This is a genomic window from Photobacterium nomapromontoriensis, from assembly GCF_050336815.1.
Classification (GTDB): Bacteria; Pseudomonadota; Gammaproteobacteria; order Enterobacterales; family Vibrionaceae; genus Photobacterium; species Photobacterium nomapromontoriensis.
This window is the reverse complement of record NZ_JAKJSL010000024.1, coordinates 76711-91064: the sequence shown is the minus strand read 5'-3', so window position 1 is coordinate 91064 and position 14354 is coordinate 76711. Positions and strand designations below refer to the sequence as shown.

8 protein-coding genes are annotated in these 14354 nt (G+C 44.2%); 2 read left to right on the top strand and 6 right to left on the bottom strand.

Going from position 1 to position 14354, the window contains the following annotated elements; all coding sequences use genetic code 11:
- Window positions 1-11: 11 nt before the first annotated feature.
- Window positions 12-1178, bottom strand: coding sequence for an amidohydrolase (locus L4D12_RS09750; RefSeq protein ID WP_428447639.1), 1167 nt, complete (start codon window positions 1176-1178; stop codon window positions 12-14).
- Between the two features lie 730 nt (window positions 1179-1908).
- On the opposite strand from L4D12_RS09750, the gene L4D12_RS09745 reads away from it, so the two are divergent.
- Window positions 1909-4293, top strand: a complete 2385-nt coding sequence (locus L4D12_RS09745) for a DEAD/DEAH box helicase (protein ID WP_428447638.1) — start codon at window positions 1909-1911, stop codon at window positions 4291-4293.
- A gap of 78 nt (window positions 4294-4371) precedes the next feature.
- Here L4D12_RS09745 and L4D12_RS09740 read toward each other — a convergent pair whose 3' ends face one another.
- From L4D12_RS09740 to L4D12_RS09730, 3 genes are all read right to left on the bottom strand, one after another.
- Window positions 4372-5550, bottom strand: coding sequence for a porin (locus L4D12_RS09740; RefSeq protein WP_428447637.1), 1179 nt, complete (start codon window positions 5548-5550; stop codon window positions 4372-4374).
- Between the two features lie 744 nt (window positions 5551-6294).
- Window positions 6295-6753, bottom strand: coding sequence for a tellurite resistance TerB family protein (locus L4D12_RS09735; protein WP_428447636.1), 459 nt, complete (start codon window positions 6751-6753; stop codon window positions 6295-6297).
- 232 nt (window positions 6754-6985) lie between these two features.
- Window positions 6986-7519, bottom strand: coding sequence for an LA_2272 family surface repeat-containing protein (locus L4D12_RS09730; protein ID WP_428447635.1), 534 nt, complete (start codon window positions 7517-7519; stop codon window positions 6986-6988).
- A 433-nt stretch (window positions 7520-7952) separates the two neighbouring features.
- Between L4D12_RS09730 and hrpA the strand changes: the two genes are divergently transcribed.
- The gene (gene hrpA / locus L4D12_RS09725; RefSeq protein ID WP_428447685.1) at window positions 7953-11873 is read left to right on the top strand and encodes an ATP-dependent RNA helicase HrpA; all 3921 of its coding nucleotides are present in this window, start codon (window positions 7953-7955) and stop codon (window positions 11871-11873) included.
- Between the two features lie 143 nt (window positions 11874-12016).
- On the opposite strand, the gene L4D12_RS09720 is transcribed toward hrpA, so the two are convergent.
- On the bottom strand, window positions 12017-13321 hold the full coding sequence (locus L4D12_RS09720; protein WP_428447634.1) for an inosine/guanosine kinase: 1305 nt from the start codon (window positions 13319-13321) through the stop codon (window positions 12017-12019).
- A gap of 225 nt (window positions 13322-13546) precedes the next feature.
- The gene (locus L4D12_RS09715; protein WP_428447633.1) at window positions 13547-14242 is read right to left on the bottom strand and encodes a DUF2786 domain-containing protein; all 696 of its coding nucleotides are present in this window, start codon (window positions 14240-14242) and stop codon (window positions 13547-13549) included.
- Window positions 14243-14354: the final 112 nt, after the last annotated feature.

Below are 14354 nucleotides of genomic sequence, written 5' to 3'. Positions count from 1 at the left end.
TAATAAGTTCTTTACCCTAGTTCTGTTTTTATAACGTTGATGAAGTATTCAATACCAACAGGAATGATCTCGTCATTAAAGTTGTAGCCAGGAGTATGAAGTGGGTCGCTATCACCATTACCCAGGAACATAAAGGCCCCAGGTATTTTCTCTAAATAGAAAGCGAAATCTTCAGCGCCACCAACAGGAGTAATGGCGGCATTGAAATTAGACGTGCCCACAGTCGCTCTTGCTGCTTGTGCGACAATTTCAAATTGTGCAAGAGGGTTATATACGGCAGGGTAACGACGGATATAATTATATTCAATCTCACAGCCATGCGCTTGTGCAGAGGCGGATGCGATTTCACCAATTCTTTGCTCAATTAAATCACGGACTTCTGGCTCATAGGCACGAGCGGTGCCACGAAGTTGAACTTGAGATGGGATAATATTCGGTGACTCAAACTTACCTGCGTTGATATACCCCACAGAGACCACACCGGCACGGGCGCAATGCACGTTACGGCTGACGATACTCTGTAAGTTCATAATAATATTAGAGGTGGCAAGCGTTGGGTCTGTCACTTCATGCGGCATTGCACCATGTCCGCCTGAGCCAGTTACCTTCATCTCCCATGTGTCACTGCAAGCCATCATAGCACCGGTTGTACTTGCAAGTGTACCTAACGGGACTTTTGGCCAGTTATGCAGGCCGTAAATCGCCTCAATATTTGGATAATCATCGAAAATACCATCATTAATGACATATTTTGCACCACCATAACTCTCTTCTGCTGGTTGAAAGAGTAGGTGAACTTTACCAGAGAAGTCATTATGTAACGTGAGGTATTTTGCTACACCTAGCATCATAGCCATATGGCCATCATGACCACAAGCATGCATGACGCCCGGATTTTTTGATGCATACGGGAGATCATTTTTTTCGTCTATATGGAGTGCATCCATATCACATCGTAAGCAAATTTCCCGACCAGGATGAATGCCATCAATAGTGGCAACAATACCTGTTGTTGCATAGCCTGTTTTAAATGGGATATTTAATTCATTTAAAAAAGTCTGAATAAATTTAGCTGTTTCGAATTCCTTAAAGCCAACCTCTGGAGTGGAATGAAATAGTTGACGATAGTCAACCATAGAACTTGAAATAGTGGCAATATCATCTTTATTAACAAACATTTTTTCACCTGCTATTGGCTTAAGAGAAAAATCATAAAAGGGCGACTTGAAAAGCCACCTTATCGAAAAGATAGAGCAATTGTTGGCACATCAATGAATGGGTTCATGTATACATCTATGGATTAATAAACATGGAACATGACTATTTATAGATAAAGCGAAGCATAATCAATTTGAATAAGGTTCAAAGAAATTTCAAATTAATACAATCGTCATTTGTTTAATATAATTGAGATGTAGTGTGCTGAAATCCTTTAGTGATATATTTTAATTGTTGAGAGTATACTCAACCATAAATCGGATGATATCTAAGAAGCAAGTCACACTTTCATGAATACATATAAAATTAAGTCGTTACAGGAAGTGACATTTACAATCGGAATATACATGTTGATGTTACGGTAAGAAATATAAAATCGATTACATTCACAGACTTGTTTTATGGTCTTAAATAACCATAAATAAAGTTATTAATTAGGGGGTGTTATCGAATTTTCATTCGTACTTAATAATACAGCGTTTGATTGTTCAGAATTACACGGGCCTAAAATGGAGAAAGGTATGAATGGTCGAGTTGTAAGTTGCACTTATTTTCACCTTTAACCTATCTTGTGAAAGGTCATCACCGTTAATCAAGCTACGCCATTAATGCGTATTGGAAACGAGTGACTTGAAGATATTCACTGATATTGCCAAAATACGCTGTCTTTTTATCTCACACTGATTTCTTATGCCTAATTGCTCTTGCTTACCCATCGACGTAATCAAACCGGATGTCCTTGCATTATTACCACAGCAACATTTAGTGGTAGTAGCAGAAACCGGGTCCGGTAAATCAACCCGCTTACCTCTCTGGGCTGCAGAACACGGGCGCGTGCTGGTGGTGGAGCCAAGGCGGGTTGCTTGTCGTTCATTGGCGGAGTTTATTGCCCATGAACGCGGTGAGCAGATCGGACAGTCTGTCGGTTATGCGATTCGATTTGAAAATCATTTTGATGATAATACCGATGTGATTTTCGTGACACCAGGTGTCGCGTTAAGGTGGCTAAGTGACGGTAATTTAAAAGGTTTATCAACGGTCATTATCGATGAATTTCATGAGCGGAGATGGGATACCGACTTGTTACTTGCGATGTTGAAAGCCAGGGGTGAGCATCAATTGGTTGTCACATCGGCCACCCTTGATAGTGAGCGATTGACGGAATATCTTGGCGGGAACTGCTTAAAAGCATCAGGTCGTTATTTTGATGTGACGGTGTCACATTTGGCGTCTGATAGTCGCAGTATGCCAGATATTCGTCATCTCGATAAACAAGTGAACAGTGTGGTGCTGGCCCATTATGCCGATCATCAGGATATTTTGGTTTTTTTACCGGGTAGAAAAGAAATTGCCCAATGTGTATCCAGCTTAAAACAAGCGCTTCGTCGTGAGGTTGAGATGGGGCTGGCGGATATTGTTCCCCTCCACGCGTCGGTAACGGATGATGAACGTCACAGAGCCCTGACCGAAAGTAATAAACAGCGCATTATATTCGCGACCAATGTTGCAGAGACGTCATTAACCATTCCTGGGGTGACATTGATTGTTGATTCGGGGCTTGAGCGCCGCACCCACCAGCGTAATGGTAGAACGGTGCTGGGATTACATGCTATTTCTCGGGCTAGCGCCGAACAGCGTAAAGGGCGAGCGGGTCGAATTAAAGACGGTGATTGTATTCGGCTTTATGGTCAGGCCGCGCCATTAGAATTGATTACCCCGCCAGAATTGCACCGTGAAGAGTTGGTTGAGCCAATGTTGGCTGCAGCTTGTTGTGGGTATCGGCTTGATGATTTGACATTTGTTGACCGTGTTCCCGATAAGTCTAAAGCTCAGGCGTATGAGAAACTACGGCAGATGCAGGCCATCGATGAGGATGGCTTTGTAACCCCTCACGGACAGGTACTTTACCCGCTACCGATTGATACGCTGTTTGCTCACTTGATCACCGCGATGCCCGATAAGGCCAGTCGTGAAGCGATGGTCGACTTATCTGCCGCTCTGAGTGTGTATCAGCGGGTGTGGAAATTGCCATCAGGTGAGGAGCAACGGGAAGCACTGGCTAAGTGGGAGCCGCATCATTGCGATGCGATGGCACTGATCAAACTATTACGAGGCAGTGTGCCTGAATGGCTGGATGTTGATCCTGATGTATTGAATGAAGCTCGTATGCTGTCTGATCAAATGCGTACAGCTCTCGAATTACCGGCGTTAGAAGTCGCGACATCCGTTCGTCGTGAGGCGTGGCTCAAAGCGGTGATGATCGCAGCTCCAGAGTTGGTATTTGTGCGCCGCGAGCGCCGGCGTCAAGCGTTAGGTAACGGCTATTGTGAAGTCAGTACTGGACGAGATAGTCGTTATCCGGATGAAGCAGAAGCGGCAGTGGTTTTTGACCAGTTTGCTCTGCCGGGTAAAGGGGTTAAACAAAACCTGATCCTTGCGACGTGTATGGCCCCTATAACCTTTGAACAGATGAATTCGTTGGGTATGGGAGAAGCGGTTTTTGGTAAAACGAAAAATACAGATGATGGTTGCTTGGTTGAACATCAGAAAGTTTACGCGGGTAGGGTGATCCAATCACTCTGGCAGGCACCGCAAGGTGAGTCAGCACAGGAAACATTGGTCGATTTAGTGTTGAATGGCACATTACTTGATGGGCTGGCTAAAACATTACAGATCGATATTCACCAATGGAATCTGTACATAGCGTTAGGGCGTTATCAACCAGATACGTGTAAACGCATTGCTGAGCCTGTCGATATGCGCGACTGGTTAAGTGAACAGCTTATCGCCCTTGGCGTAGAGTCAGCAGACGATATAGAAATGTTCAGTCAGGAAGATTTTCCGTTTGATGGTATTCCAGAATGGGAGCGTGCAGATTTTGATAGTGAGTTTCCTCATCATGTTACCCTCAATGATCTTACGATGCAGATTGAATACCATATCGGCCGTAAACTGGTTATTGCCGTGCATGTAGATGGCAAGCGTAAAGCTGATCCTAAACGCTGGGAGCTCCCACGTTGGCAAGGCTGGAAAATACAATATCGTAAAGCCAGCCGTACCATTGATATTCGTTAGTCTAAAAAGGAAAGTTAGCCAGCGAAGCCATTGATAATAGTGAGTTGCCATTAAAAGCTTCGTTGGCTTATTGTAGTATTAGAAGGTGTAACGTATACCAAGCGCTGCGGAATTATCACCACTGGTTGCGCTACCAGGCAAGGTACTCTTATAGTCACTCATATCAAATTGGGCTTCGAGGTACATAAGGATTACGCTGTCCCACTGGTATAACAAGCCAACTAAGATCGACTGGTCTTTATATTCAGTCGTGCGAAATACCGCACTGTTGCCGTCACTATCGATGCCTGAAAATTCATAATCTTTCGTTGCATTAAGATAGTTATATGCGGCGTATGGTCTGAAGCCGTTTTTAAAGTTATAGGCAACAAAGATTTCGCCACCTTCAGCCTCTGGGATGATAAACCCATTATTGTCCGTCTGATGCCACTCATTGATGTTTAAGTTGGCAGAGGCAAACCAGCCTTGTTTCGACAAGTCCCCCCACGTTGCCCCAATACCATAAATGAAATCCGTTTCAGATGTGCGCGAATTGTCGAGACTACTTCCTTTAAACTCACCGATATTCCCGCCAATGAACATTTTATACATATTGGTGAAGGCATAAGTAAACGATACGCCATAGCTATCGTCATAATTCAGCGTGCCTTGTACCGCCCCAGGCTGATCATTAGCCGCTATTTCTATGTCATTTTGTTGTAACTGGGTCTGGAGTGCAAAACTGAACTGACCAAAACTATTGCGGTATAAAATGGATTTATCAGCCATACCTACACCATTAATCGCACCGTTGGAGCCGAAGGTGTAGACACCAGAAGCTTCTCCCCCCCACACATAAGCATTATCAGTGTCGACCACCACATCATACCAAGCCCCCCATTGCTTACCAAAAGTGATGCTACCGTATTGAGCATGACTCAGGCCAATGTAAGCCAAACGACTATTAAACAAATCATCGTTTTTCGCTTCAAATTCACTCTGATTGTTAAAGACGAGAGTTGTATCGCCAAAAGGGCTGACTCCCCATTCAAAAGTACTGTATGCACTCCAACCATCTGTTAGGGTGTGCTGAAAGTTGAAGTTGATACGAGAGCTACCGTTAACGACCTCTGTAGTATTATCGGTTGTTAACAGACGGACACCTGCATAGCCGCCGATAGAGGCATCATTTTTAGAATCCTTGTAAATTTCAATTGCAGATGCTGTTGGTATCGTACTGAGAGCAATAAACACTGCAGTAAATAGAGTTTTGTTCATTATGGATATTACCTTTTGATTGTCTGACCTGACTTATATCGATCCATCATTTCTTTTCATCCCTGTTACATTAGAGATTAGCAAAGTATTGTTGGTTGTCAGTGCTAGCTTGGAAAAGGATTACTCTCGTGATTGTTTATGGCGCAAGGATATAAGCAGATGATCTTGTCTATGCTGGTGAGTTGAATACTCGCAATATTCTGTTTATTGTTTATTTAACTTATCAGCGTCTATTTGTTCTTTATGTAACACATTGATTAATATTAAATTTGTTGATTTTTTCTTGTTGTTTGTCTTTTTAATAAGAGGAGAGGATGTAGATTGAAGTGCAGGATGTATGCAGTGTTTTAGCGTTATATGGATATGAATATTAGTACTTAATTTTTTGTACAATTTATGCAACAAGAGTGTTTATGTCAGATTTAAGGGGGTACTCTTTATGACTGCAGTATTTACGTTGAACCTCCTACTGAGTCCAAATTATCTTTATATATTAACCAAGACCATTGCGAATGTTAAAAATCTGGCAATGCGTCTGTATTAGGTGTGTATCCTAGAGCGTTATTTCATATTTTCACTTCATCGGTAGGGGGATCTGCTGTTTGTTTTACCAGCAGTTGCGTTTTTATTGTCAATTTACGCAAGGGGTCTTGGTTGCTATCTCTCTGAGAGCTAGTCCCAAGCGACCTAAAGTCATATTGTCGTTGAAAGGAGAATATGAGTATGAGGTTGCTTGGGTACCTATTATTCAGGTTTTGATTTTTGCGCCGATAGTTTTGCGCGGATATATTCAGAATGGTCGACGTATATTAATTCGGCCACTTGGCGGATCACCGCTTCTTCCATTGGGTCGAGTACTTCGTCGGCGAAAGCGACTTGCCACATAGCCTCAATGAGTTCGTAGCGTTGCTCGGGGGCTAGGGTACGCAGTTTAGTGGTGAACTCATACAGCGAGACAGATTGCTTACTTTTCAGCAGCGCCTTATCGAGCAAAGCCTTGGCATCATCTTCCGTGATATCGAGAAGTACAGTCATTAAGTGCACTTTAGCCGACACTTCTCTTGGATCATCCTCATGATCTGCATTAGAAACTTCACACAACAGGCAAGCCATTGCAAGGTGTAGGGAAGGGGTATCGACAGCACCGCCGCCAGTGCCTTCATGCATGACTTGACGGAAGATTGAACGCAATTGTTTGAACATGCTAATGCCTCTGGTGTTCTGATTTCTCTAGGTTGCTTAGATATAATGGTGTTGGGTATACAATAAGTGTGGTTGAAATGTGATTTTTCAACCAATACGAGTATGACTCGATTAAATACGTGGAGTTCCAGTTAGCGTGAGATGTTCTGTGCCTTTGGTACGAAAACGGCCTTTTTGAGGAAAAAAAGCCGAGAAGCAGAGGCTTTTCGGCTTAATTATTAATACCATTCAATTAGAAACGGGCGTTAATAATTGGGAATACAGGCACGTTCTTACCAATGAAAGTACCAGACTTGTCGTAGTTGATTAGGCCAATCTGCACACCTTTCTCAATTCGGTCAGTTGCGTTGATGAAACCAAATTGTAGACCGTTCAGGCTATGTGCATAGTTAAGTGCACCAAACTGCAGGCCGGTGAATTGACCGCCAGTGTAGTTAGCAAAGCCAAAATCTGCACCAGTCGCGGTATTGTCGTTCCAGTTACCCAGACCGAATTTAACACCTGTTGAGTTGCCCGTTACACGGTTTGCCCCAAAAAGCATACCAAAGCTTAACCCTTTGAATTGTTGAGATTCAGCAAGACCAAGAATAGGAAGCTGGAAACCAGTTACTGAAGGTGTTTGACCATACAGAAGAGAAGCACGGAAACCGTACACATCACCTGCTGGTAGGTTATTGTTAGGTAAAGATAATTGTACTGGTTGTGCAGCAAAAGCCGGTGCGGCCATTACAGATGCAAGCACCAGGCCCATTAGTGTTTTTTTCATGACATTTTACTCATTAGAACAAATATGAACGGAATATTACTGCTGTAATGCTAGTCGTGCAATGATACTTGTATGATATTTAGCCATAAGTATTTCGGGCGCTCAATAAATACTCAGAAAAGAATCGTCCCGCTCTTTGAAAGAATCGTTTCAGCCAGAATATTTTGACGTATTATTCAGGTAAATATTGGCTGGCATAACAGCTTATCGTTAAAAATTAGTAAGATAGAGTAATGGATAGATAGCTCGATTGTTACTGGCGGGCGGGCTCGCTACTGTCACTGTTAGATGAGTGTGAAAGGGGGCGTATTCCCCGCTGAGCCCGCATTTTGCTCGAGTGTGGATATTTCTAATTGACTCAATACGAGAGCCTGCGTGACAGGTTGAGAATGTGATAGAATGCACAAAGAAATTTGATGCTGAACTATCAGGAATGACATTGACTCAGTCGAATACCTCTCCGTCTAGCGTTTTGAATAATGAGAAAACGCTCAAAGCCGCGATTAAAGATTGCATGATCCGCGATCAGTTTCGTTTGCACAAACGTGTGCAAGGTGCGGCTCGAATAAAGAAAGAACATGCCAAACATGTTGTGTTTGATGAGATTGCACTCGATATTGCGAAATCGATGCAAACTGTCGCAATGCGTGCTACTCAGCGACCTAAAATCACGTACCCAGAACAGCTGCCTGTCAGCCAGAAAAAAGATGATATCGCAGAAGCGATTAAAAATAATCAGGTCGTGATTGTCGCGGGTGAAACTGGTTCGGGTAAAACCACCCAGTTACCAAAGATCTGTATGGAACTTGGACTCGGTACCAAGGGCATGATAGGCCACACTCAGCCTCGTCGTTTAGCGGCTCGTTCAGTAGCCAACCGGATTGCTGAAGAGCTGCAGTGTGAGCTGGGCTCTTATGTCGGTTACAAGGTGCGTTTTAACGATCAAGTTTCAGATCGTAGTCAGGTCAAATTGATGACCGACGGTATTCTGCTGGCGGAAATTCAGAACGATCGCTTTTTAAGCCAGTACGACACCATTATTATCGATGAAGCGCACGAACGAAGCCTGAATATCGATTTCATTATGGGTTACCTGCGAGAACTGCTGCCGAAACGCCCAGATTTAAAGGTTATTATTACTTCTGCGACAATCGATCCTGAGCGTTTTTCAAAGCATTTCTTTAATGCCCCAATCATCGAAGTATCTGGTCGTACTTATCCGGTTGAAGTGCGTTATCGTCCGATGTCAGAAGACGGTGATGACAGTGACCGTGATCAGCTGCAAGCCATTTTTGATGCGGTCGATGAACTGTGTGATGAAGGATTGGGTGATATCCTGATCTTCATGAACGGTGAACGAGAAATTCGCGATACTGCAGATGCACTTGAAAAGCGTAATCTGCGAGATACCGAAATTTTACCGCTGTATGCACGTTTGTCTGCGGGTGAACAAAATCGCGTATTCCATACCCATGCTGGTCGACGAATTATTCTGTCAACGAACGTGGCGGAAACGTCGCTGACGGTACCGGGGATTAAGTATGTTATTGACCCTGGTACAGCGCGCATCAGCCGCTATAGCTATCGAACCAAAGTACAGCGTTTACCGATTGAGCGTGTCTCACAGGCCAGTGCTAATCAGCGTAAAGGCCGATGTGGTCGTGTGGCCGAAGGTATCTGTATCCGCTTGTACTCGGAAGAGGATTTCCTCTCTCGTCCGGAATTTACCGATCCTGAAATACTGCGTACTAACCTAGCATCGGTTATCTTACAGATGACCGCGATTGGCTTGGGCGATATTCAAGCCTTTCCATTTGTTGAAGCGCCGGATAACCGTAATATTCAAGATGGTATTCGCCTGCTTGAAGAACTGGGCGCAATCAATGTAAAAGCAACCGATCCACGTAAGCGCTTATCGGGCATTGGTCGTCAGTTAGCCCGTTTGCCGATTGACCCCCGTTTAGCGCGCATGGTACTCGAAGCGCCGAAACAAGGTGCGCTGCGTGAAGTCATGATCATTGCCTGTGCGTTGTCGATTCAGGACCCGCGTGAACGTCCATCTGACAAGCAACAGGCATCAGATGAGAAACACCGCCGTTTCTACGATAAAGATTCGGACTTCCTGACGTTTGTAAACTTGTGGAATTATATTCAAGAGCAGCAAAAAGCGTTGTCAGGTAATCAATTCCGTCGACAGTGCAAGAAAGATTACCTGAACTACCTGCGTGTGCGTGAATGGCAAGATATTTACTATCAGGTCAGCCAAGTTGTGAAAGAGTTGGATTTCCGCCTGAACGAACAAGAAGCCAGTTATGACGGCGTACATACTGCGTTGTTAGCCGGTATGTTGTCGCACATCGGTATGAAAGATCAGGAGAAGAATGAGTATCAAGGTGCCCGTAACGCTCGCTTCAATATTTTCCCTGGCTCTGGCATTTTCAAAAAGCAGCCAAAATGGGTGATGGTCGCGGAGTTGGTTGAAACATCCAGATTGTGGGGCCGTATTGCGGCGAAAATTCAGCCTGAGTGGGTAGAGCCGCTGGCTGAACATTTGCTAAAACGCAGTTACAGTGAACCGCATTGGGAGAAGAAACAAGCGTCTGTTGCCGCTTATGAGAAAGTCTCTTTGTACGGTATTCCCATCGTACCGAAGCGCAAAGTAAATTATGGCCGCATTGATCCTGTTTTATCTCGTGAGCTATTTATACGCTCTGCGCTGGTGGAAGGGGATTGGGAGACAAAACATAAGTTTTTCCATCAAAACCGTAAACTATTGCAAGAAGTTGAAGAGCTGGAGCACAAGTCTCGTCGTCGTGACATCCTGATTGATGACGATGCGCTATTTGATTTTTACGATCAGCGTGTTGAACATACCGTAGTTTCTGGCCGCCATTTTGATACTTGGTGGAAAAAAGCCAGCCGTGATAATGCGGAATTGTTGAATTTTGAGCGTGAAATGCTGTTCCGTGGGGATGCAAGTCATGTAACTGATTTGGATTACCCTAATTTCTGGCATCAAGGTAACTTGAAGTTGAAGTTGAGCTATCAGTTCGAACCGGGTGAAGATAGTGACGGTGTAACGGTTCACGTTCCGTTACCTATTTTGAATCAGGTAACCGTCGATGGTTTTGATTGGCAGATTCCAGGCTTACGCCAAGAGTTAGTTGTCGCATTGATCAAGTCACTGCCTAAACCTGTGCGTCGTAACTTTGTTCCTGCACCGAACTATGCAGATGCATTTCTTGCTCGTGCTGAAGCGATGGCGATGCCGTTGTTGGATTCGCTGGAAAAAGAATTGAAGCGTATGACCGGGGTATCCGTGATGCGCGAAGACTGGCATCCAGACCAACTACCGGATCACCTGAAAATCACGTACCGTGTGGTGGACCATCGTAACCGTAAGCTGAAAGAGAGCAAAGATCTGTACAGTCTGAAAGATGGCTTAAAAGAAAAAGTACAGGAAACGCTGTCAAAAGTGGCGGATGATGATATCGAGCAAGATGGACTGAAAACATGGAGTTTCGGTAAGTTACCTGAACGCTATCAGCAAAAGCGTGGTGGTTTTGAAGTCAAAGCCTATCCAGCCATTGTTGATAATAAAGATTCAGTCGGCATTAAACTGTTCGAAACAGAAGAAGAGCAACGTACCGCAATGCAGCAAGGTCAACGCCGTTTGGTCTTGCTGAACGTGCCGTCACCAATTAAATATCTGCATACGAATTTGCCAAACAAATCTAAGTTGGGCCTGTACTTTAACCCGTATGGTCGAGTGATGGATCTGATTGATGACTGTATCGCTTGCGGTATCGATAAGCTAATTGAGCAAAAGGGTGGTTTAGTCTGGGAACCGGAAGCCTTCGAGGCGATGAAGGAACACATTCGAGGTGAGCTGGGTGATACGGTTGTTGATATTGCCAAACAGGTTGAAGAAATTCTGACTACGGCATTTAATATCAACAAGCGTTTGAAAGGTCGCATCGATTTGACGATGGCGTTTGCTTTGTCTGATATTAAAGCGCAGATTGAGGGGCTGATCTTTAAAGGCTTCGCGACCGAATGTGGTTGGCGTAGGCTGCCGGATATTCTCCGTTACATGCGCGCGATTGAACGCCGAATGGAAAAACTGCCGATTGATCCAAATAAAGATCGGATGCACATACTCAAAATTGAATCGGTGGTTTCGGATTATAAAGAGCTACTGAATAAGATTCCGAAAGGTCAGCCAGTACCGGAAAAAGTGAAGGAGATCCGCTGGATGATTGAAGAGCTACGCGTAAGCTTCTTTGCTCAGCAGTTAGGCACACCGTATCCGGTGTCTGATAAGCGGGTACGCAATGCGATCACTGAGTGCTAATTAAATAGGTACTTGCCAAGCTTAAATAAAAAACCAGAGATAATCTCTGGTTTTTTATTGTCATTATTCTGAAAGACGTTAGCAGCTGTAGAAACAAAAAAAGCCCGAAAGGGCTTTTTTTGTGTTAGGCAAATTGGTCAGAATTAACGTTCCCAGTAGGCTTCTTCTAGGCAGTCTTCTCGCTCAGGTAGGCCATGCGACAGGCGCGGGGCATGTTGCGTGAGGACTTCATAGCTAACGCGGTTTGAATACTGGCAAATTTGTGAAAAAGAGGAGTAGCTCAAGAATTCACCCGCATGCTTAGCGGAATTAGGCACGTTTGCTTTGTGGTAACGGTTTGCCGACATGTCGTGAAGTAAGGCTGATAATGCCGCATCACCTGCGCCATTGGTATTTTTGATCTGCATCGGGCCGCCAAGGTATGGCGCGATATGTGAGTAAACGCGAATAGGATTTTCACACGTTGACTTCTTCATCGGGCGACTGAATTCATATTTATTAAATTCAGCAATACGGCCAGGCAGAAGCGGTAGGCTAGACTCACGTTTCAGCTCATCTTCGGTATAACCCGCCATGTACAGACCAACTGGACCGGCAGTACACAGTACCAAATCAACCCATTCCAATGCTTTATCAGCAGCCGTTAGCGGATCTTTTTCACCGGTTAGGGCTTCTGCTTCTTCTTCGTTCATAGCAACACAAGTCACATGTTCTTTTAGAAACTCGATCCACCACTCTTGTTTGCCTTCGATGACGTACTTAGTTCCAAGCGTTAGAACAACGGGGACGCCATGTTTTTTGGCATACTCGATAGCTTTTAGAGCCGAGTCTTTCATAGGATCGCCCGGCTTACCGCGTACTAAGTACGAAGAAAGCACTAGCGCAGAGGCATTTTCAAAAGCACACTCTGGAACAAACTCAGGTCTAAGCTGGTTCATTTCGCCTTCATTGATGGCGAATGTACGCTCTCCATCTTCGGTGATCAGTGTGTAGCAACGGCCGATAGGCCCATTAACTGGCTGCAGGAAATCAAGGTCCATGCGGCTGGATGTGTTGCAAAGATAGCGGTAAGCGTAAGAACCGATTTTTAGATCTTGACTCATCACGCCCAGCAGAATTGATTTATCATCCGCAAGTACAGAGTAGTTGTGTAGGGTGTTACCAATGGTATCACCTGGGTACTCGTGACTAATGAGGTTGCGCTCTTTTAGTTCCTGGTAAAGCTGTTCGGCTTTATCTTCAGCCAGTACTAAAGAGTGTCCCTTGCTGAGATTGTGACGGGCAAGAAAGTCATCGTCAATACGTGCTTCAATATCAACAATGGTTTGACCGACACCAACTAAGTGTGTACGAGACAGCGGATTTTCTTGCTGGATTTGAGCAACTAAAGGATCACGGGCATTGACTGGAAAGTAATGCTTGGATTTACGCTGACCAGGGAATTTCATGTGTGAAGGCTATCGTCGATAAAGGGGATTTTGTTTCATTGTATCATAAAAGTGAGATTTATATCCCACTTCGTGACGATAAGATGTGATGAGATGAGTGGTTGCTGATTATTTGTTCGAAAAATGATGTGAAGAAAAATTAATTTCAATAACTGCTTATTTTTCAAACTAAAACACAGCCGTGTTCTGGCTGTGTTTTAGTCAACGAATCATTCTGAATCTGTATTAAGAGAGTAGCTTAGGTTGATGCGCCCGGCCATTGCCGACTGGACGGTTCACTGAAATAGAACGGCCTTTTTTCATGCCTTTTTCATAATCGTCAGTGAGGGCCTTCATTGCTTCTTGAAGCTGTTTTTTAAAGGTTTCGCGATCAATGTTCTCAAACTCTTTATCAATGAAGTTATTCATGCGCTTTTCATGATCATCATCAGTATTGAGTTCCGGTAATTTTTCCAGTGCCCCTTCAATCCATCCAGCGAGGAACGATGACACTCGACGAGTGATCTCTGGGTTACTGGTGCCGCTCCCTTGGAAGCTATTACGGAATTGACCGGTTTGCTGATTCATCTCACGGTAGACAACGTCAAAAGCAAAAGCAGCAAAAATAGCGCGTTCAGCCATACCGATAAACTCAGCCTGTTTCAGCCCTTTGTGGTTGGTTAACACACATTCAACACCGAAACGGCGATTAATACCGCGAATGATTTTCAGGATCTGCGGACTGATGTCTGTGGGTAACAAAGTAGCTGTTTTAGTTTTGCCCATTTTGATGAATTCGATGTCATCTTGTTCGAGGCCGTATTTCAGCATCAACCGATGGGCCATTTTTATGGCTTGGGCGGCTTCATTAACGTTGGCAGAGTTACCTAGCTCGAGGCATTTAGCTATTTTCTTGAGCGCCTTTCGCTTCTGTTCAGACATTCGATCACACCATGGTTGAAAAGGGCACATATTTTAACGTGTTCATCATGGCAGTACAATTCTCTTTATACCTAAGTTACGTCAAGATACAGGATTCTTAGTGAATGGGCCT

Bases quoted from the DNA above. Each gene is read 5' to 3' on its own strand.
- L4D12_RS09735 (WP_428447636.1), bottom strand. From the start codon at position 6,753: ATGTTCAAACAATTGCGTTCAATCTTCCGTCAAGTCATGCATGAAGGC.
- hrpA (WP_428447685.1), top strand. From the start codon at position 7,953: ATGACATTGACTCAGTCGAATACCTCTCCGTCTAGCGTTTTGAATAAT.
- L4D12_RS09750 (WP_428447639.1), bottom strand. From the start codon at position 1,178: ATGTTTGTTAATAAAGATGATATTGCCACTATTTCAAGTTCTATGGTT.
- L4D12_RS09720 (WP_428447634.1), bottom strand. From the start codon at position 13,321: ATGAAATTCCCTGGTCAGCGTAAATCCAAGCATTACTTTCCAGTCAAT.
- L4D12_RS09740 (WP_428447637.1), bottom strand. From the start codon at position 5,550: ATGAACAAAACTCTATTTACTGCAGTGTTTATTGCTCTCAGTACGATA.
- L4D12_RS09745 (WP_428447638.1), top strand. From the start codon at position 1,909: ATGCCTAATTGCTCTTGCTTACCCATCGACGTAATCAAACCGGATGTC.
- L4D12_RS09730 (WP_428447635.1), bottom strand. From the start codon at position 7,519: ATGAAAAAAACACTAATGGGCCTGGTGCTTGCATCTGTAATGGCCGCA.
- L4D12_RS09715 (WP_428447633.1), bottom strand. From the start codon at position 14,242: ATGTCTGAACAGAAGCGAAAGGCGCTCAAGAAAATAGCTAAATGCCTC.